Origin of the sequence: Staphylococcus coagulans (genome assembly GCF_022557135.1) — a bacterium.
GTDB lineage: Bacteria > Bacillota > Bacilli > Staphylococcales > Staphylococcaceae > Staphylococcus > Staphylococcus coagulans.
This window is the reverse complement of sequence record NZ_CP092966.1, coordinates 1,062,833-1,083,359: the sequence shown is the minus strand read 5'-3', so window position 1 is coordinate 1,083,359 and position 20,527 is coordinate 1,062,833. Positions and strand designations below refer to the sequence as shown.

Sequence of the window (20,527 nt, the reverse complement as noted above, 5' to 3'; positions counted from 1 at the left end):
GATACCCTCGTTGTTACACATTCATAAAAAAATAGTAATGAATATGTAAAGTTCTTCATTACTATTCATCGCGATGATAATCCATCATAATGAAACTTGCAGCTTGAGAGCGGTTTTTATAATAATAACGTGCGAGATCAATCGTACCTTCTACTTCGCCATCTCGATACATCATTTGTTTTGTCATATTGTTAATCATTACAAATTCTGAACGATCTCGAATAACATCTAAATCATCATTGCGTGCAAAAAAATGCTCTAAATTTAAATGATCGTAGTCCATAATTTCCTCCTCGAATGTTAACTTATAAATTAAATGTCATTAAAATGCATTCAACAACAAATATACAAAGATTCTAAACCTATTTGTCATTGATAAAACTTGTATTAAACATAAAATAGCACAAATCGTGAAATGCCTCAATCTTTTAGCTGTGTTACAAAGGAAATGACCGGTCAGTTCATTCATTATTGAGGAGTCATGTCCATGCAATTTAATACACTTTATGTCCAATATTATAAGTTAATCCATTTTTTACTGCACAAGTATCATATTGATTATAATTATGATGAGTATTTTCAACTTTTATTAATCAAATTATGGTCTCTATCTTTAAAGTATGATCCTTCCTTTAATCAATGCTTCAAAAAATATATCACCTATCACTTACAATTCTATCTTATTGATTTATTACGTCAATCATCTCAACAGCCCACACCCTTACCTCTAGAAGTGAAGCAAATAGAGCTACGAACAACATCTCTAAATACTACTCATTTGTTGTTAAGTGATTTAACAAAAGCATTAAAACCTCCAGAACAGCAATGGTTCCGTTACTATTTACAAGGCTATCGACAAAAAGAAATTCAACAGTTGATGCAACGTTCTCCGACAACAATAAGGAAATACAAGACGCACGCTTTGAAACACTTGAAACAAGTTCTCACATATGACGATATTAAGAAAGGATTTTAACGATGACGATACAATATGCGCACGAAACTATGCTTTACTTCAAAACTTCTGAAAATATAGAGTATCCACTTTTAATTAAATATGTATCTCATACGCACCATAGCAAGCAATCACTTCCTCGTTTCTTAAACGATTTGGCATTAACGTCACAAAAAGAGCTCCGTACTCAGAAAAATCTCTCTATTCAACTTTTAAATACGTATCATTTATCACCCTTCTATTTGAATCCAAAACTCATCTTATGCCCCATGCAACCTCAACGTGCACCTGTACAGATATACATCAATATGGTTCAAGTCATTGCGGCCTCTTCTTATTTTGAACAAACGAAAGTCCATTTCGAACATAATATCACCCTCATCGTACCTATACCGCTCATACAATTTATAAAAAAATGGAAAGATGCTATGATGCTTTCCAAGTTATTATAGTTTTATTTTGCTTTATTAAATTTATAATCGATGAGTCGCTTTGTAAAATACCCATTCGCTACTTTCATCAAATAGACAATGAGAACTAAAGAAATCAGTGCAGTCAACATAATCGTGATGACTAATCCTACTGATAAATTCATACTCGGTTGGATAAAATAATGGGCTGAACTTAAACATAAGAGTAATGCACCTATAAATAGTCCTAATAGCATCACATTGACAACAAACAAACCAATCAAAGTCATTGTTAAATAACTGGCCGTTTTTAATTCATTCGAAAATATGTGATTTTTTAAATAATAGGAAACAAATCGCTGAGGTGTACGATATTTATTTTGTATATCATCCATCTCGCGCGATTTTAAATATGTGTGCAGTGCTTTTTTCTCACGTTGATTGAGATACCATAAATCTTTTTCAATTTGATGTTGAAATGCTTGATTCTGCATGTGCAACATACGCCCCTTTCATCTTTGCAGCATTTTTTATGTTCACTTTATCATATCACAAGCGCAGATCCTAATAAGAGTTTCGCTCATTAGAAATTAAAAAGTGACTGCGTCTGAGGCATCAACTCATGCTTCAGACACAGTCACTTTTTCACGCTTATACTTGTAATTAACCTTTTCGTAGCTTGACTTCCATAGCGGGACAAGCCATTGAAATTAATTCAAATCTGTCTCACAAGTTAAAAATTATAAGATACTTAATCCAGAAGATTTAATATCTTTCTCAAATCCTTTAACTGTATCTACAGATAATTCATTGATGTCACGTCCAATGTTAGGCACTTTTTTCACAACGTCTGAGGGACATGTAATGATATCTGCGCCAATTTCATCAGCTTGAATGACATTGAATAACTCGCGACAGCTTGCCCATAATAATTGCACGCCTTTTTTACTATGTGTCACTTCAACTGATTCTTTCATTAATGGCATAGGGTCCACACCTGTATCTGCAATACGTCCTGCAAAAACAGACACATATGTTTCTACACCTTCAGTCACAGCTTCAGTGATAGCTTTAACTTGTTCAATCGTATAGACAGCAGTGACATTCAATTTAACGCCTTTAGCTGATAATTTTTCAATTAATGGAATCATTGATTCACCTTTAGTATTTACAACTGGAATTTTAACAAAAATGTTTTCACCAAATTGTTGGATGATTTCTGCTTCTTTTTCCATTGTTTCCATGTCATCAGCAAAAACTTCGAATGAAATCGATGCATCAGGAATTGCCTCTACTGCTTCTTTAGCAAATTCCACATAGTCTTTAACACCAGCTTTTGCCATTAAACTTGGATTTGTAGTAAAACCGTCAACCTCTTTATTTTGATAAGCTTTTTTCATTTGTTCAATATCTGCACCATCTGCAAATACGCGTACTTTCAATTCTGCCATTTTAAATAGCCTCCTTATTGCTGTTAATCCTATTTATAGTTATACCATTTTTAAGTCCTATTCCGCTATTTTAACGCTTTACATATGAACAACATTCGTTCAATTCATAAATAAAATATGATATGATTACTATCGATAAATAAAGGAGGCGCACTATGTCTAAATCAAAAAAATACTTTTACTTATCGGTATTATTAATGCTTATTAGTTTTTATTTTAATACACAAAACCCTATGCTCGAAAAGCATTTTACTTCAATTGTGAAATTGATTTTTGTATGTAGTATTGTAAACTTTGTCATTTTAGTTGCATCCATCGTTTTTGCAGACAAATCAATCAAACATTTGCCAGAGCATCGCAGCTGGATACATAAAGCGTCACGAATACAACCTTGGATTCTTTTAGTGGTGATTTGTATTCATATAGTGAGTTCCCTTTTTACCTTTGGTATTATTTAAATGGCGCATGAAGCCATTTAGGACTCAGGTGATTGCATGAAATATATTTATATCTTTATAGGCGGTGCGATAGGTGCATTGTTGAGATGGCAAGTCAGTTTCATTCCTGTTGACTCACAGTTTCCAATCGGCACCCTTCTTGCTAATTTAATCGGTGCAATGGGTATGGGATATTTTACCCGTCTCTCTACAAAGTGGTTTATCCAACATCCTCAAATCAAACAAGGCATAACAACTGGCTTTCTAGGGGCATTAACCACTTTTTCAACCTTCCAATTTGAACTCGTTTATTTAGCTGAATATGGTCATTTACTTATACTACTGAGTTATGCACTCATCAGTTATTGTTGTGGTATTTTATGCTGTTTTCTAGGTTATCGATTAGGAGGTTATCACAAATGAATGTCCTACTATTATGTGTAGGTGGCGGTTTAGGGGCTGTACTGCGCGCAATGACGACAGCACGCCTATCTAGCTTTGATTTTTTCAAAATACCGATAGCTACCTTATTCATTAATTTGTTAGGTTCTTTTCTAATCGGCTACCTTTTTCAAATCTATACTGCCACACACGCAGCGCAATTATTTTTTGCTGTCGGTATACTTGGCGGTTTTACAACGTTTTCCACATTATCATTAGAGCTATTACAAATGCTTCAACAGTCGAAAAATTGGCTGCTGTTTGCCATATATAGTGTACTGCAATATGGTGCTTGTTTTATCGCTTGTTGGTTAGGTGTGCAATTCCATTTGTAAAATTAGCCATTCAACATAAAAAGTTTGAAAGCAACAAGCTAATAAGAAGAAACTGAGTCACCACTTGTCTATGTATCCATATATAGAGCATAAACCCGAGGTTTCGCTAACGCTAGCGAAATCTCGGGTTTTGATAGTTTTATTGACCATTAAATTGTAGAGGATCTGGTCCAATACGACGATTTTCATTGAGCGCATCTAAGCGATCCATTTGTTCTTGAGAGAGTTCAAAATCAAAAACATTTAAGTTTTCTTCAATACGACTTGGTGTGATTGATTTAGGTATTGTCACTACACCATGCTGCACATTCCAACGAATAATGACTTGTGCAGCTGAGCGGTTTACTTCATCTGCAACACTTTTTACCGTCTCATCGTCTAAAATTTGTGCATTCATTAAAGGTGACCAAGATTCCATAAGAATATTTTGTGCATCAAGATACTCATGTAAAGCTTTTTGTGTCAAATATGGATGGAATTCAACTTGGTTAATCACAGGTTTGATACGTGCATTGGCAAGTAAGCGATCCAAATGTTCAACATTAAAATTACTTACACCAATATTTTTAACTTTTTGATCTTGGTAAAGGTCTTCCATCCCTTTCCACGTATCAATCATTAAATCTTCATCAGTTCCTGGCCAATGTACAAGATATAAATCTAAGTAGTCTAAACCTAAACGCGATAATGAAGCTTGATAAGCTTTTTCTACACTGTCACGACCATAATCACTTAACCAAAGCTTAGACGTGATAAATAAATCCTCACGCTTTAAGCCATTTTCATCTAAAGCTTCACGAATACCTTCGCCCACTTTTTCTTCATTTTTGTAAATCATCGCCGTATCAATACTACGATAACCATGCTTAATCGCATGCTTAACAGCATCCTTCGCAGAATCATCATTTTCTACACGGAAAACACCTAAGCCTACTTGAGGCATACGATTTCCATTATAAAAAGACTTTTCATTCATACAACATCGCTCCTTTATAATATCCACCTTACATGCTAAACCATTTTCAATCGATGTTAAAGCCATTGAACTTGGGAGCGAGACAGAAATCTATTTGATTTCGTCGTCTCGCCCCGGCAAGGATGACTAGGACTGGGCGTGCTAATAAAGCGAAGTACAGTCCAGTCAGCTGCTGCGCTTTCCTTGTTTTTCGTACTCCTATCATGCGAGACAGAAATCTATTTGATTTCGTCGTCTCGCCCTGGCAAGGATGACTAGGACTGGGCGTGCTAATAAAGCGAAGTACAGTCCAGTCAGCTACTGCGCTTTCCTTGTTTTTCGTACTCCTATCATGCGAGACAGAAATCTATTTGATTTCGTCGTCTCGCCCCGGCAAGGATGACTAGGACTGGGCGTGCTAATAAAGCGAAGTACAGTTCAGTCAGCTACTGCGCTTTCCTTGTTTTTCGTACTCCTATCATGCGAGACGACGAAATCTATTTGATTTCGTCGTCTCGTTTGGTAATCAATTTCATATTTATTTCGACCCATCTATACGACTTCTTACTTCAAACAAACCTCGTTTTTAGCTGTATGGTATATCTAAGAATTTTTGATTCGAATTCAACTCGCCCTTTTGATCATTTAATCCTCTAAAAAACAAAAAAGAGGTCAAGACTTCAATATGTCTTAACCTCTAAATATTAAATGCTTCATCAAATGACAATAGACAACTTAATTAAAAGATTCAATTTCATCCATAATACTTTGAAGCGCATTGACATCGTATTGAATACGACCATGGAAAACAAATTTGTTAAAGAACTCATTCAACTGCTCTGGGCCTACTAAAACTTTTGTTGTTCCTTGTGTTGTAAAGCTTGAGATAGTTACATCGCCTTCACGTTTTGGATTAAAATATAAAATCGTAGTTGGTGTATATTTTAAATCCAATTGACGTTGCAATTGTGTTGCAACTTGCTCAATTTGTTTGATTTGTTGTGTATAGTCTTTGATTGAAAGTGCATTTTGTTCACCATCTTGTTGGTCTAACACAACCATCTGTGGTGTTGATGGATCTAAATCTAATATTTTGAAAACTTGCTCTAACATTGGATTTTCTGAAAATTGATTTTGACTAACGCCTTGGTAAACATGACCTTTTAAAAGTTCAGAATCTATAATATAAAGACCTGTGCGTGTCAAAACGAGATGACTCATACGTGTAATATCCTCTAAATCATTAGTGGGTAAAAAGATATTGGCCATGATATGCATATCTTCTGGTCGAATACGTTTTTCTTTGACTAATCTTTCACGTATTCCAAGTAAACGCATATCTGTCACATATTCACTACTATTTTTTGAAAATAATTTTAAAGCATCAATTTCTCTATTTTTTGAAGAAAGCATTGTTTCATATTCTTCTTTATGTTGCGTGTCCGCTTTTTTCTTTTCAATTCGAACTTTTTCAAGCTCTTCTTCATGTTCGTGAGTCAGTTGATCTTGCTTCGATTGATATTGACTTGCGTAACTTTCTTTAGCTTTCTTTTTACTTTTGAGCGCTACCAAAAACAAAATAAAGAATAATGCTGCAATTACAATAGCAGCAATGAGGCCTATTTCGATTGGACCAAATTGTGTCATTTGCAATACCTTCCTTTTATCTACATTTCTACAGTTATTTCTATTATATTAAATAACTATAAAATTAGCGATAGTTAAAGCAATAAAATTTATTGTAAAGCAGAAACCGCTTCTTTTAATAATTCAATTTTATCTGTTTTTTCCCAAGGTAATTGCACATCATTTCGACCAAAGTGGCCATATGCAGCCGTTTGTTTATAAATTGGACGTTGTAAATCAAGCATTTTAATAATTCCAGCAGGCCGTAAATCAAAGTGATCACGTACTGCTTGAATTAAAGTATCCTCACTGACTCTTCCTGTACCAAATGTATCGATGGCGATAGAAACTGGCTGAGCGACACCAATGGCGTAGGCAAGCTGCACTTCACATTTATCTGCAAGTTGAGCAGCTACAATGTTTTTTGCGACATAGCGCGCTGCATAGGCTGCGGAACGGTCTACTTTTGTAGGATCTTTTCCTGAAAACGCGCCCCCACCATGACATGCATAACCGCCGTAAGTATCAACAATAATTTTACGCCCAGTTAAGCCTGCATCGCCTTGTGGACCACCAATGACAAAACGCCCTGTTGGATTAATGAAAAATTTAGTCTCTTCATCTAATAAGCTTGGGTCTACTGTTGGATAAATAACATACTCTTTAATATCATTTTGAATTTTTTCTAATTCAATTTCTTCGTGATGTTGTGAAGAAACAACGATTGTATCGATACGTTTTGGTTGATTTTGTTCATCATATTCAACAGTCACTTGGACTTTACCATCAGGTCGTAAATAATCTAAAGTTCCATTTTTACGGACTTCTGATAAACGTTTCGATAATTTATGTGACAGGTCAATTGGTAATGGCATGAGTGTATCTGTTTCATTTGTCGCAAAACCGAACATCAAGCCTTGATCGCCAGCACCAGTATTTAACTCTTCGTCATTCATTTCATCACGATATTCCAACGCGCGATCGACACCTTGTGCAATATCAGGTGATTGTTCATCTATCGCTGTTAAAACAGACATTGTTTTATAGTCGTAACCATACTTCGCACGTGTATAACCAATCTCTCTAACTGTTTCGCGTACGACTTTTGGAATATCGACATAAGTAGAAGTAGAAATCTCACCCGCGATTAAGGCCATACCTGTCGTCACTGTCGTCTCACAAGCGACACGTGCATTTTTATCTCCTTTCAAAATTTCATCCAAAATTGCATCAGAAATCTGGTCTGCAATCTTATCAGGATGACCTTCTGTTACTGATTCTGAAGTAAATAAGCGTCTGTTGTATGTCATAATAAACTCCTTTATATAATGGATTACGAACATTCTCTCTCTGAGCTCAATAAAAAAAGAGCCTTTCAACACTATAAAATAGAGTGAAGGCCCTAACGTCCATTCGCTCTTATCGTTCAGACCATATTTGTCTGCAAACGGTTTGGCACCTTTCTTCGTTAAAAGAGGTTGCTGGGTTTCATTGGGTCCATGTCCCTCCACCACTCAGGATAAGAGAATCCGTTAGCACTATATTACATAACTTTTATCAGTCTGTCAATTTCGTACTTCTGCACAAATCATTTCTAAAACCTTTCTTATCTAGAAAGATTTATGATAAATGCATCGATATTCATGGAAGAAAACCACTAAAAAATTGGATATGAACGTGAAGCATTTAAGTTTCCGTTTAAGTTATAGCTGAAATCACTAGCAGAATACGTAAAAATAAATATTTAATCTAAATGCTGTTATTTTTTCTTAAATATAGTAGGGATTATTTCTCTAATATGTTATACTCTTAAATTGTAAAGGCTTACATTCAACAAAATTCGGAGGGGATTAGATCATGTCATTTAATACTAGTGCGTTAGAGGCATTAATCGATAAGCCAAGTTCTCATTTTCAACTTACAACAACAGAACTTTATAACAAAATCTTAAAACGTGATGAAGCAGAGTTAACAGAACTCGGTGCCATCAATGCGAAAACAGGTGAATACACGGGGCGCTCACCTAAAGATAAATTTATTGTAGACAATCCACAGGTGAAAGACGATATCGATTGGGGGGCGATTAATCAACCTATATCAGAAGAAAAATTTCTCAATCTCTACCATAAAGTTATTGATTACTTAAACGACAAAGAAGAATTGTTTGTTTTTAATGGCTACGCAGGAAGTGATTCGAATTCGCAACTTAAATTGACAGTGGTTAATGAATTCGCATGGCATAATTTATTTGCGCAAAATATGTTTATTAAACCGACTTCTAAAGAAGAAGCTTCAAAAATCAAAGCAGATTTTACATTAATTTCTGCACCCCACTTTAAGGCAGATCCAAAAATCGATGGTACACGCTCAGAAACTTTTGTTATCATCTCTTTCAAGCATAAAACGATTTTAATTGGTGGCACAGAATATGCGGGTGAAATGAAAAAATCTGTCTTCTCTGTCATGAACTATTTGTTACCACAACATAATATTATGAGCATGCATTGTTCAGCGAATGTTGGAGATAAAGGCGATGTCGCACTCTTCTTTGGACTCTCTGGAACAGGTAAAACAACATTATCAGCAGACCCAAATCGTAAACTCATTGGTGATGACGAGCACGGTTGGAACGAGAACGGTGTTTTCAATATTGAGGGTGGCTGCTATGCTAAAGCGATTAACTTATCAGCTGAAAAAGAGCCACAAATTTTCAATGCAATCCGATATGGTACTGTACTTGAAAATTTAGTTGTTGATGCACATGGATATATTGACTTTGATGATAATCATTATACTGAAAACACACGCGCGGCTTACCCGATTGACCATATCGATAATGTTGTGCTCCCTTCTAAAGCATCTCATCCAAATACAATTATCTTTTTGACAGCTGATGCATTTGGTGTTTTACCACCAATTTCTAAATTAAATAAAGATCAAGCGATGTATCACTTCTTGAGTGGCTTTACTTCAAAATTAGCGGGTACAGAAAGAGGCATTACTGAACCAGTCCCTTCATTCTCAACTTGTTTCGGTGCACCATTCTTACCTCTTAGAGCTGAAGTTTATGCAAATTTACTCGGTGACCTTATCGATAAACATGCCGTTGATGTTTACCTTGTCAACACTGGTTGGACAGGTGGAAAATATGGTGTAGGTAATCGTATTGAATTAAAATATACAAGAAAAATGGTCAATGATGCGATAAATGGTGCGCTTAAAAATACAGGATTCGAAAAAGATGAAGTTTTTGGATTGTCGATTCCTACTGAAATTGAAGGCGTACCGAGCACAATTCTACAACCTAAAAATGCTTGGTCTGATAAAGAAGCCTATACTGATCAAGCACAACTTCTTGTAGAGCGCTTTAAAGATAACTTCAAAAAATTTGGCGCAAATGCGCAAGATTTAGAACTAAACGGTGGATTCAAATCGAATTAAGAATATGATTGATTTATTTAAGCAATTTCATAATCTTATGTAAGCAAAAAGCGCGCTCAGTTCCATTTAACGGGCGCGCTTTTATATTTGTAATAATGATAAAATTTATTTTTTAATAATCGATAAACTTCATTCATGATTGACTGTCATGTCGAAGCATCCAATCCTGTATGAAAGCTAAAACTTTTTTCATGGCTTGTGGTCTAGGCACGTGACCTTCATCACGTTGATAGAATGTTTCATACCGAGCGCCAACCTGTTCTAAATGTTGTGCCAAATCATATGCTTGATGAATACCTACTTGCCGGTCTTGTGCTCCGTGAATAATTAAAATAGGAGGCGATTCAGCATCAATATCAGGAAGTGGATTTCGATTACGATAGGCTTCTATGTCTTTTTTAGGATGCCCTACCATTCTTCTTAACATACCTCTTAAATCTACACGCTCTTCATACATTAACTTTAAATCCGTAACGCCACCCCAAATAATATAGCTATTGGCTTTAACAGTTTGAAATGTAAGTAAACCTTGAATCCCACCTCTAGAAAATCCAACTAGATGCAGTGACGCGTGCGGATACATATTTTTTAACATCGTTGCGGCAACCACAACATCATTTAAATCTTTACCCGCAAATTCATCAAAACCTTGACTTCCGTTACTTCCTCTATAATACGGCGCAAATACTAAAGTATGTGGGCTTATAAATTGAAGTAATCTTGCTAAACGAACTCGCCCTACTTGTCCTTTACCGCCACGTAAGTAGATCACGATTCTGTTGACATAAGAATGGGGCGCCACGCAAAGCCCTTTAACGTTAAGGTCATCAACACGATACGTCCATTCTTCAACTTTATGTGTTATGAATTCGCCAGGCATTCGTTTAGCTTTGATAAAAGCCAAGTTCTTTCATCCTTTCTACACATGCTAATATCGCAGGATCATTTAATAAATAACTTTTTTCATCATCTTGAATAGTATCTAATGACTTTGTAAGAATAGGTCCATACGTTTCATGATAATAAGTTTTATCTTCAATCTGGTCGACAAATACGACATAAACATCTTTTTTGAAACAATGTGATTGCCCTTGCACCTCGTATTGTGCAATATAATAAAATGTGTCTATCGTTGACCCGGTTTCTTCATATAATTCACGTTGCACAGCCTCTTGACTCGATTCATTAATTTCACGTTTACCGCCTGGAAATTCAATCCCTCTATCTTTATGTCGCGTTAACACAAGATTTTGATTGTAAATTGGTAACGCTAAAACGTGTTCACCATTTTGTTCATCGTGATGATTTTTAAATTCAAGCACCACCGTTTGATGATGACTATCGGTAAACTTCACACCCCATACGCCCTTTCTATCTATGTTACAATATAACCAATTGAAGGAGGTTACAACTTGAAAACTTTGTTTATCAAACTGATTCGTTTTTATCAGCGCTTTATCTCACCATTGACGCCACCTTCCTGCCGTTTCTATCCAACGTGCTCCAATTATACGTTAGAAGCGATTCAAGTTCACGGTGCATTAAAAGGAAGCTGGCTCGGCTTAAAACGAATTTTAAAATGCCATCCATTTCATAAAGGGGGCTTTGATCCTGTCCCTTTAAAAACATCTCATACGCATCACCATGCTAATAATAAAGATTGATTCACTTCGGGCGGTTTGAAATATAACCGCCCATTTTTTAAAGTGCCCGAACCTTTTACAATATCTTCATTAAAATAAAAACCTTCTTCAGGAATATCTCCTGCATAATTCCCCTCACGACTTAATAAAGCAGTATAATAGCGACTCAAACCACATTCGTACATACCGCCTAACACAAATTGTACCTCTTCTTTTTTTAGTCTCTCAATGATGGAGAGCACTCGGTCAATCCCTCCTAAACGAAAAGGTTTCAAAACTACGATACGAACGGCTTTACTTTGTATCCATTCCATAATTGCCTCTTCACTTGTCGCATGTTCATCTATCGCTATAGGAGGCAAGGACTGATCATCTATATTGACATCTAAAGATTGGAATGGTTCTTCTATATAAGCAAGTTGATACAATTTTAATTGTTTTAAAGTAACTTCATCTTTTTGAGTTAGTGTTTGGTTAGCGTCTGTAGAAATCGGTATCATCGGATACATCGTTGTGAGCATCTTAACTTGCGACAAAATATCCGTATTCCATTTAACTTTAATTCTCCCCGCTTGATCTAATTTCATAAGCCGCTGATTAAAATCACCATTGATTGTAATCGTCATTGGAATCGAAAAACATTCCAATGGATAAAACATCGGATACAGCGCCATGATAATTGTCGCACGTGCAGTAGGAAATGCATCTAATGTTGAAACGAGTTTTTGACCTTCACTAAAATTACGAATTTCTTGCCCTTTTACATTATCAAACCATTTCTGTAAGGTGTGTTGTACATCCGCAATTGTCTCATGATGATACCAATCCGTTTCAAAAGCATTACATTCACCAAACCATAATTTTCCATGTTCGTCTTGTAATGCAACAAACAACGTACGTCTATGTGTAAGCTTAATTTTTGCTGTCTGAATCGGATGTATAAATCGTGGATTAAAACGGTAAAAATGAATGGCCATTAATTTCATTGAAATCCCTCATTTAACAAACGTCTTTGTAATTTACCAGTACTTGTGTATGGAAGTGCTTTTACAAAATAAATAAATGCAGGTTGCTTATATCTGGCTAAACGCGCTTGTAAATATCCCTCAATATTTTCAATCGCTTGTTGTGCAACTACATATAAAATCGGTCTTTGTCCCCAAACATCATCATCAATGCCCGTACACATCGCATCTTGAACTTCAGGATGTGTTTTAGCTACAGATTCGATTTCAAAAGGATAAATGTTTTCGCCACCGCTAATAATTAAATCTTTGCGTCGATCATAAATGATGACGTCGCCATCTTCGTCCATACTCGCGATATCACCTGTTTTAAAATATCCTTCCGCATCAAAAGCGTTCTCAAGATGCGAAGGATATAAATAACCATTCATCACATTTTGCGCTTTAACATAAAGTTCTCCGTGCCCGTTTTCATCCGGAGATACTACTTTGAGATCAATATTTTCACTTGCATGGCCGACAGTATTCGGTTTGTTTTTCAATAACTGAGGTGAAGCAGTTAAAAATTGTGAACACGTTTCAGTCATACCAAACGAATTATAAATCGGCAACTGATATTGTAGCGCCTGACGAATCAATTGTTCATCTAATTTGGCACCACCTAAGAGTATTTTTTCAAGCTGATAAGGTTGATTGAGCCCGTTTTGCATTAAACGCATCAGCGTTACAGGAACTAAAGAAATATGCGTAATCCCTTTATGCTGAATAGCCTCTAAAATGATTTTTTCATCGAATTTTTCGAGTAAGTACACAGTGAATCCGTATTGCACACTTCTTAATAAAATACTTAAACCCGAAATATGAAATAACGGTAGCACTGCAAGCCACTTAGACGATGGACTAAAACCTAAACTTTCAATACAAGATTCTGCACTAAATTGATGATTTGCGAAAGTTTGCGGAACTGCCTTTTGAGGTCCAGTTGTCCCCGATGTAAACATAATCGATGCAATTTGATTTTCAGATACAGAATGATGGATATGAGGTGCTTCTTCACTGAATAATGTACTTGAATATATGACTTTCGTTTTTGTTGTAAATAGGATATTCTGTGTACTGATGATTAAATCAATACCTATTGCATTCATTTGTTGGTCAATTTCATAAGCAGTTAAGCGATTATTAATCAATGAAATTTCTATCTGATAGAGCCAAGCTGCATGTAAGAGCACAACGCTTTCAATTGTATTATCAATATATAGCCCGAGTCGTTGTCGATTTAAAGCTTTTAATGCAGCCCCTTTTTCAGTCGCTAACTGTAATAATTCTTCAAACGTCAACGACTCTGTTGGGGTCTCTATCGCAATTTTTCTCGGCTGTTGCTTGGCTTGTTGTACGAGCCAATGTTCCATATTCGTCTCCCCCCCGAATAAATCTTAATAATACTATTATAGTCTTAATCGAACTCTCATGCATGATATAAATCTAAAATTATTTTCATGAAGCAGCGAGAAATGAGATTGGGGATTCGTATTATTTTTATAAAAAAAGAACTTTACGTTTTAAAGCACTTAAATAGTGGAATTTTAAAATTATAGTACAAATCAAGAAGGACCCTACAAATTCACTCTGATTTGTAAATATAGATTCATTTTTAATGCGTAAATTTCAATGCGTAAATTATTTCTCAATTGGAGGTGAAGCGTATGACTACGCCTACAGAAAAATTATTGGCTTCTTTTAGTTATTTTAGTGTTTTTTTCGCACCTATTTTATTTCCAATTATCGTATGGATTGCTGCAGGACCACCAGTATCCACACATGCTAAAAAAGCGCTACTTTATCACATTTTACCTTGGATCTTAATCCTCATTGCTGTTATTTGTTTTGGCTTAACTCAATCATACAACCATACTGTAGCAGCCGTTCTATTTATCCTGGGTATTCTTACAGCTTTAGGAAGTGTATTTTATCTTATTTATAATTTATATTGCGGGGTTAAAGTACTTGTGACAGATGAGTAAAATGTTGCTTAATAGAGGCAATTTAAAGAACAAAGCATGTTGTATCGTTTTATGAACAAGTCGCATTATTTATTGGGGGTTTAAACATGAAGCAAAATCAACCTAATTTAGCGATTTTTATTTCGATCTTACCATTACTTGCTTACCTTTACTTACAAGGATTTTATGTTGTAATTTATAAAGAAAGCGCTATTGCTCGTGTTCTTGCAGTATCTGGCATGCTTATATTCACCATATTTTGTTCTATTGCAGTCTATAGTGCTTTTATCTACACGCAAAAAGATAAATCAAAATAATAAAATCCGAGGTTTTCAAACAGATGAATGAAGACCTCGGATTCTATCTTTTATTAAACGCGTTTTATTGATATTTCATCTTTAATTAAATTGTTTTCTCTTTTTTACGTTTTCGACCTATCATCACCGTACCTAATGTAAGTAATAATGTACCCATTAACCAGCCAGCTTGTGATGTGTTAGATGTCCCTGTATTTGGCAATTGTTTTGCAGTCTCGTGCTCACCTTTAGACATTGATTGGTTTTTCTTGTTCGTTGATGATTTCATCTGACCTTTACCTTGTTGTTGATCCGCTGGCGTTTGTACCATTGGTGGTGTTGGCGCTTTTGGTGTTGGTTGTTCAGACATTGGTGGCGTCGGCTTCTCTGGTGTTGGTTGTTTCGGCATTGGTGGTGTCGGTTTCTCTGGTGTTGGTTGTTCTGGCATTGGTGGCGTCGGCTTCTCCGGTGTTGGTTGTTCCGGCATCGGTGGTGTCGGTTTCTCTGGTGTTGGTGGTTCTGGCATTGGTGGCGTCGGCTTCTCTGGTGTTGGTGGTTCTGGCATTGGTGGCTCAGGATTCCAGTTCTTCAATGGGAAAAATCCTGCATCAATACTGTTGTCATCTTGTGTTACGTCGATCTTCGCCACTAAGCCATCGGAATCTTTTTCTGTATTCGCTGTTGTATGCTTACTTGTTGCTTCATAACCTTCAGGCGTTGTAAATACCACTTCGTATTTACCTTTTTTAACATTCGTGAATTGATAGTGACCTTGTGCATCACTTTGCGTTTCTGCCACAACTTCACCTTGTTCATTTTTCAATGTTACAGTGACATTCGCTAATCCTTTTTCACCTTCATTTTGTACACCATTATGGTCACCATCTTCCCATACGAAATCTCCAATTGTGTATGTTGGCTCTTCTGGGTTCCAGTTCTTCAATGGGAAGAAACCTGCATCAATACTGTTATCGTCTTTCGTTACCTCGATTTTCGCCACTAAGCCATCGGAATCTTTTTCTGTATTCGCTGTTGTGTGCTTACTTGTTGCTTCATAACCTTCAGGCGTTGTAAATACCACTTCGTATTTACCTTTTTTAACATTCGTAAACTGGTAGTGACCTTGTGCATCACTTTGCGTTTCTGCCACAACTTCACCTTGTTCATTTTTCAATGTTACAGTGACATTCGCTAGCCCTGTTTCACCTTCATTTTGTACACCATTGTGATCGCCATCTTCCCATACGAAATCTCCAATTGTGTAGGTTGGTTCAACTGTATCTTCTTCAAATGATAGAATACCCATCTGTTGCCCACGTTCGATTTCTTTCGGAAGTTCTGATTCAAGGTAGATTAAATTTCCATGTTCTTCAATTTCAGTATCTACACCTGTATTCATACCATGAATAACATCATTTGGAATTGAATCTTCAACTGTATTAATCACATTTCCGCCTTCTATGATGATTTCAGGTTGTGGTGGTACGGGTACTATAGGTGGAACAGGAATATTTTCGCCATTTCCTTGACCTTTACCAGAATGAAGTTGAATATCATCAATCCAGTTTAAAGTTACAGGGTATCTATCGTAATATCTATGGTTTTCAATAGAATTTTGCGTCACTTTTAAATTGATATCTTGCTTATCATCAAATTGACCATCTAAAACTACAATTAATGGTTGTTTTATGTCATTATTTCGTGGTGTTAAAATTAAAGTATTTTGATTAGATTTAATTGTAAAATTATTTGTAATGTCATCAAATTGTTTATATTCGTTATGCATACTTTGATTTGGTGTTTTCCCATTTGGCACTTGATATATATTTAGTCCAACTTTTAGGAAATCAATCCCACTATTTTTGTCATTTGTGAAAGTGACTTTTTGTAAATTGTATGATTTTGCAAGTGGATTAATATATGTGATATGTGTGAATTTATGATTTGCTTTATCTAATGTGATAAAAGCGCCTTTTAAACTAGAAATATTTGTAGCTGTGACTGGATTTAAATAATTTACATTCAAGTTTTTCTCGGATTTATGTCTTCCTACTTCTGCTTTTACATTGATGTTTTCATTATTTAAAACTTTGCTTGTATCAATAAATAAAGGTAATTCTAAGTTGACGTTCACATTTGATTTATTATTGACAACATCAGTAAACGTATATTTAATCTTATTACCTACTACTTCACTTTGTGCTAATACGTCAGATTGACCTTCTAATAAAATATTTGCTGTTTTTTTATCAACGGATATACCATTCGTGTTGATATTATCTGACAGTTCTACTTCGAAGAAATCACCACTTCTTGTATTTTCAGGTAATTTCGCATTTAATTTTAAGTTTAATCTTTCCGCTTTTTGTGGATTGATAGCTTGTGTATTATTAACATTTGTTAAATCAACTTTCACTTCTTGAAGTTCTGTTGAAATATTTTTTGCTACTTTACTTTGATCTGCCTCTTGTTTGTTGTCAGTTAACTGTGCTGGATTTGCTTGTGCTTCTATTTTTTCTTCATTTTTGACAGGTGCGACTTGTGACTTTAGCGGTTCAGCTTGGACTTTTTCTTCCTTTTTATTGCTTAATACTGCCGCTTCTTCATTTTTAGTTTCAACTGGCTGTGTTGAAACAGCTTGAGGTGTGACTTCTTCTTTTACTGAGTCTACTTTTTCCTCATTTTGAAGAGCGAATTGCGCTTGTTCGTTATTCTCAGTTGCTTTATTTGCGTCAGTGGATTGTGGTGTTGATTCTGCAGTTGACTTCCCAGTTTCAACTGCTATAGCGGGCTTTACTTCTTCTGATGCCTCTGCTTCATTATTTTGACCAATACCAACGATAAACATTGTCCCTAATAATATAGATGCTGCCCCAAATTTATATTTTCTAATTCCAAATTTTTGTTGATTATTCACTTTTTCTCTCCATCTCGTTCTTATTGCGCAATATTACCGATTACACTAAGCGCAATTGTATAACGTGATGATATGAAAGACAATATTATTTGAAATAGTTAATAAAAAGTTTATATTTGCAATAATTTAAGGTGTGTTTATTTGGTTTGTGTTAAATTTTTAGAATTAATTTAGAAATAAAAATTTAGCATACATATCGCTTTTTTTACTTTAACAGTAACGTTCATCAGTCTTACTTTACTACATTCCTAATTTATCCATTGTGTTTTCAATACTTTGATACATGTCTTTAAAATCTTCTAAACTTTCTTCTGGACTAATTGTACAGATTCTTAAAACATTCTCATCATTTAACATTGTCGTAAATATACCTGCAATATTGTATTTTCTTAGCGTTTCTGATAACAATAGATTTTTTCTTTCAGATTCCTCTCGACGCTCAGCTTTTACTTTAAATGTGACAATGCCAAGACTCGCTGCTGTTACAAGTTCTAAACGTTTAGATTGTTTCACTTGTGCTTCAAACCACTCTGCATATGTCATAGATTGATTGATCATTGCAGATATTTTTTCAGTACCAAACGTTTGTAACGTCATCCACAATCGAGGTCCCCGTGCAGGTCTTGTTAATTCAGGCCCCATATCCCACCAATCAGGTTTATCCGTTGTAGACTCTACGTCTTGTAGGTATTCTCCTCCAGCACGATATGTATTTAGCAAATATCGGATATCTTTTACAAGGCAAAACGCAATACCATAGATTTGGTACAACCATTTATGTCCATCCCATACAATCGAATCTGCTTTTTCAATGCCTTTCGCTAAATGACGTTGATCTGAAAGAACGACTGATGCACCATAGGCACCATCAACATGAAACCACAATTGATATTTTTCGCAAATTCGAGCAATTTGATCTAACGGATCTATAGCACCTGTATTGGTCGTTCCACATGTTCCAATGACAATAATCGGGATTAAACCTTTCTCTTGATCAGCCTGTATTTGTCGTTCTAAATCGTCACTTTCCATCCGAAAATTCTCTGTATCAACGTAACGCCAATTTTCTTTGGGTATCCCTAATAAATGTAATGCCTTGTGATTGGCAGTATGTGTTTGTCGCGTCATATATACAGTCGCTTTAGAAATATCATTAACTGAAACTTTAGCATCTCTTGCGGCAGCCAGTGCCGTAAAACCAGCCATCGTTCCTCCTGATTCAAGAATGCCTCCTGCATGCTCACCTTTTAAACCTACTTGCTGAATCGCCCAATGAATGACCTCTTTTTCCATTGCACTTGCACCAGGCGCTAAATGCCATCCACCTACGTGAGAATTGTAAGATGTCGCAATCATATCTCCTAACCACGATACATACTCCGCCGGTCCCGGGATAAAACCATAATATCTAGGGTGTCGTAAATTCGCATCCAATTCTAACGCATCGATTTCTTCTTTCATAACTTCTTCGATTGGTCGACCTTGAGATTGAATCGAGGACAAATTAAAAGGTTTGCGAATCTCTTGGCGATTCAAAAACCCTCTTTTTGCATTAAAATCGCCTTGATTATAATGCTTGAAAATCTTATTCACAAATTGATTGGTTAACTTTAAAATTTCTTCCTCTTGAATTTTATGCATTTGATTTTGTTCTTCATTCATATAAATCCCCCCAAGTTCATCCATAAAAGTTAATCACTAATTATGAAAATAACGATACAATATAAAAAATGTGTTAATTCATAACATTCCTATAGAAATCTACTTCAATGGGTAATATAACACTAAAAACCGTAAAGAGCCACCAGAATCAATATTTATAAAAACCTATACTAAATTTACATAATTAAAAACCGCTCAGTGACATGTATGAGCGGTTAAAGATATTATAAATATAGATTATTGAGTTTTTACTATATCAAAAATTTTTAATGTATCTTTAGTAGGATTAAATTCACTAGTTTGATTACTTAACCCTTCACCTACAACAGGACTTAATCCCCCGTCAGAATTACCAATTTTAGCTCCATCTGCTTTTTCTACATAAAGTTTAAAACTATATTTTGACGGGTCTAAACCTTGTCCTTTAAGCTTATTTGCTATTTCTTCTGCTAATGTTTTAGGTGATAAATTAGTTTTCTCGAATGTATCAGTAAAATCTAAACTTTTTCCATCAACTTCTTTGTGAAAATGACCTGCATTTGGGTTCTCTTGTTGTGCTTTTGCTTCATGTGTTATACCATCACCTACGAATAAAGCACTACCTGTTGCAGTAGCTAATACAGTTACAGCCATTAATGATTTAAGTAGTACGCTATTTTTCATGTGTTTCTCTCCATTCTCTATTTGTTTGGTTTTCAAAATACATGTAGCCTTACTTGTTAATGAACCGTTCATCGACGTCTTTCTTTTCACTTCATCTAGATGCACTTTTATTATAAAGTTAATTTCATAAATATGGAATTAACAGTATATTAAATATCCATTAATTGCAATTTAATATATATAACATTAATATAGAATTACTTTTATTATAAAATTAAATAGTTATTAGTTGTGTAATGCTTTTACATCACTTTAACTTAGTCATTATCAAATTGAATTATACAGCGACAATTTTTGGACTATAAGTTTTTTTAATTTACAAAAAAG

General features: G+C 35.2%; 22 protein-coding genes and 1 riboswitch. Of the genes, 9 read left to right on the top strand and 13 right to left on the bottom strand.

The features are described 5' to 3' along the window. Window positions 1-61: 61 nt before the first annotated feature. Complete coding sequence (locus tag KM149_RS05135) at window positions 62-283, bottom strand: hypothetical protein (RefSeq protein WP_016425399.1); 222 nt, start codon at window positions 281-283, stop codon at window positions 62-64. Window positions 284-487: 204 nt separating this feature from the next. On the opposite strand from KM149_RS05135, the gene KM149_RS05130 reads away from it, so the two are divergent. Together KM149_RS05130 and KM149_RS05125 are read left to right on the top strand one after the other, a co-directional pair. Next, window positions 488-976: a sigma-70 family RNA polymerase sigma factor gene (locus tag KM149_RS05130; protein WP_082165720.1), complete on the top strand. Its 489-nt coding sequence runs from the start codon at window positions 488-490 to the stop codon at window positions 974-976. Between the two features lie 2 nt (window positions 977-978). Continuing rightward, window positions 979-1,407: a hypothetical protein gene (locus KM149_RS05125; RefSeq protein WP_165545624.1), complete on the top strand. Its 429-nt coding sequence runs from the start codon at window positions 979-981 to the stop codon at window positions 1,405-1,407. Window positions 1,408-1,409: 2 nt separating this feature from the next. On the opposite strand, the gene KM149_RS05120 is transcribed toward KM149_RS05125, so the two are convergent. Then, window positions 1,410-1,859, bottom strand: coding sequence for a hypothetical protein (locus KM149_RS05120; RefSeq protein ID WP_165545625.1), 450 nt, complete (start codon window positions 1,857-1,859; stop codon window positions 1,410-1,412). 246 nt (window positions 1,860-2,105) lie between these two features. After that, complete coding sequence (locus KM149_RS05115; RefSeq protein WP_050330625.1) at window positions 2,106-2,816, bottom strand: transaldolase; 711 nt, start codon at window positions 2,814-2,816, stop codon at window positions 2,106-2,108. 155 nt (window positions 2,817-2,971) lie between these two features. Here KM149_RS05115 and KM149_RS05110 point away from each other — a divergent pair, with 155 nt between their 5' ends. The 3 genes from KM149_RS05110 to KM149_RS05100 are packed head-to-tail and all read left to right on the top strand — an operon-like array spanning window position 2,972 to window position 4,029. Then, window positions 2,972-3,274 carry a hypothetical protein gene (locus KM149_RS05110; RefSeq protein ID WP_050330624.1) on the top strand — a complete coding sequence of 101 codons (303 nt, stop codon included), beginning with the start codon at window positions 2,972-2,974 and terminating at the stop codon, window positions 3,272-3,274. Window positions 3,275-3,310: 36 nt separating this feature from the next. Next, window positions 3,311-3,676: a fluoride efflux transporter CrcB gene (gene crcB, locus KM149_RS05105; RefSeq protein ID WP_165545627.1), complete on the top strand. Its 366-nt coding sequence runs from the start codon at window positions 3,311-3,313 to the stop codon at window positions 3,674-3,676. Beyond that, window positions 3,673-4,029, top strand: a complete 357-nt coding sequence (locus KM149_RS05100) for a fluoride efflux transporter FluC (protein WP_165545628.1) — start codon at window positions 3,673-3,675, stop codon at window positions 4,027-4,029. The genes crcB and KM149_RS05100 overlap by 4 nt, the downstream gene beginning before the upstream one ends. Before the next feature lie 139 nt (window positions 4,030-4,168). Here KM149_RS05100 and KM149_RS05095 read toward each other — a convergent pair whose 3' ends face one another. The 3 genes from KM149_RS05095 to metK form a co-directional block, all read right to left on the bottom strand. Beyond that, window positions 4,169-5,005: an aldo/keto reductase gene (locus KM149_RS05095; RefSeq protein WP_165545629.1), complete on the bottom strand. Its 837-nt coding sequence runs from the start codon at window positions 5,003-5,005 to the stop codon at window positions 4,169-4,171. A gap of 714 nt (window positions 5,006-5,719) precedes the next feature. Further along, entirely contained in the window at window positions 5,720-6,631 is a 912-nt protein-coding gene (locus KM149_RS05090; RefSeq protein WP_214970140.1) for an NERD domain-containing protein, read from the bottom strand. Between the two features lie 89 nt (window positions 6,632-6,720). Further along, complete coding sequence (gene metK, locus KM149_RS05085; RefSeq protein WP_241415556.1) at window positions 6,721-7,920, bottom strand: methionine adenosyltransferase; 1,200 nt, start codon at window positions 7,918-7,920, stop codon at window positions 6,721-6,723. A 106-nt stretch (window positions 7,921-8,026) separates the two neighbouring features. Next, window positions 8,027-8,136, bottom strand: a riboswitch (SAM riboswitch). Window positions 8,137-8,467: 331 nt separating this feature from the next. On the opposite strand from metK, the gene pckA reads away from it, so the two are divergent. Then, window positions 8,468-10,051, top strand: a complete 1,584-nt coding sequence (gene pckA / locus KM149_RS05080) for a phosphoenolpyruvate carboxykinase (ATP) (RefSeq protein ID WP_182280338.1) — start codon at window positions 8,468-8,470, stop codon at window positions 10,049-10,051. A gap of 133 nt (window positions 10,052-10,184) precedes the next feature. Here the strand turns inward: pckA and KM149_RS05075 are convergent, their stop codons facing one another. Together KM149_RS05075 and ytkD are read right to left on the bottom strand one after the other, a co-directional pair. Continuing rightward, window positions 10,185-10,955 (bottom strand): alpha/beta hydrolase family protein, encoded by a 771-nt coding sequence (locus KM149_RS05075; protein WP_214970144.1) that lies wholly within the window; start codon window positions 10,953-10,955, stop codon window positions 10,185-10,187. Continuing rightward, window positions 10,936-11,406, bottom strand: coding sequence for an RNA deprotection pyrophosphohydrolase (gene ytkD, locus KM149_RS05070; protein WP_050330617.1), 471 nt, complete (start codon window positions 11,404-11,406; stop codon window positions 10,936-10,938). The genes KM149_RS05075 and ytkD overlap by 20 nt, the downstream gene beginning before the upstream one ends. A gap of 57 nt (window positions 11,407-11,463) precedes the next feature. Between ytkD and yidD the strand changes: the two genes are divergently transcribed. Then, window positions 11,464-11,715, top strand: coding sequence for a membrane protein insertion efficiency factor YidD (gene yidD / locus KM149_RS05065; RefSeq protein ID WP_050330616.1), 252 nt, complete (start codon window positions 11,464-11,466; stop codon window positions 11,713-11,715). On the opposite strand, the gene menC is transcribed toward yidD, so the two are convergent. Next, a complete protein-coding gene (gene menC / locus KM149_RS05060) occupies window positions 11,691-12,680 on the bottom strand; it encodes an o-succinylbenzoate synthase (protein ID WP_165545633.1) in 990 nt (329 codons plus the stop codon). The genes yidD and menC overlap by 25 nt on opposite strands. After that, on the bottom strand, window positions 12,677-14,071 hold the full coding sequence (menE, locus tag KM149_RS05055) for an o-succinylbenzoate--CoA ligase (protein ID WP_182280341.1): 1,395 nt from the start codon (window positions 14,069-14,071) through the stop codon (window positions 12,677-12,679). The genes menC and menE overlap by 4 nt, the downstream gene beginning before the upstream one ends. 294 nt (window positions 14,072-14,365) lie before the next feature. On the opposite strand from menE, the gene KM149_RS05050 reads away from it, so the two are divergent. Together KM149_RS05050 and KM149_RS05045 are read left to right on the top strand one after the other, a co-directional pair. Next, on the top strand, window positions 14,366-14,683 hold the full coding sequence (locus KM149_RS05050; protein ID WP_214970146.1) for a magnetosome magnetite crystal formation protein family: 318 nt from the start codon (window positions 14,366-14,368) through the stop codon (window positions 14,681-14,683). An 86-nt stretch (window positions 14,684-14,769) separates the two neighbouring features. Then, window positions 14,770-14,979, top strand: a complete 210-nt coding sequence (locus KM149_RS05045; protein ID WP_214970149.1) for a hypothetical protein — start codon at window positions 14,770-14,772, stop codon at window positions 14,977-14,979. An 85-nt stretch (window positions 14,980-15,064) separates the two neighbouring features. Here the strand turns inward: KM149_RS05045 and KM149_RS05040 are convergent, their stop codons facing one another. From KM149_RS05040 to KM149_RS05025, 3 genes are all read right to left on the bottom strand, one after another. Beyond that, the gene (locus tag KM149_RS05040; RefSeq protein ID WP_216341950.1) at window positions 15,065-17,875 is read right to left on the bottom strand and encodes an SdrD B-like domain-containing protein; all 2,811 of its coding nucleotides are present in this window, start codon (window positions 17,873-17,875) and stop codon (window positions 15,065-15,067) included. Window positions 17,876-18,115: 240 nt separating this feature from the next. Continuing rightward, window positions 18,116-19,537 carry a pyridoxal phosphate-dependent decarboxylase family protein gene (locus KM149_RS05030; RefSeq protein WP_214970155.1) on the bottom strand — a complete coding sequence of 474 codons (1,422 nt, stop codon included), beginning with the start codon at window positions 19,535-19,537 and terminating at the stop codon, window positions 18,116-18,118. A gap of 237 nt (window positions 19,538-19,774) precedes the next feature. Further along, window positions 19,775-20,200: a hypothetical protein gene (locus KM149_RS05025; protein ID WP_214970158.1), complete on the bottom strand. Its 426-nt coding sequence runs from the start codon at window positions 20,198-20,200 to the stop codon at window positions 19,775-19,777. Window positions 20,201-20,527: the final 327 nt, after the last annotated feature.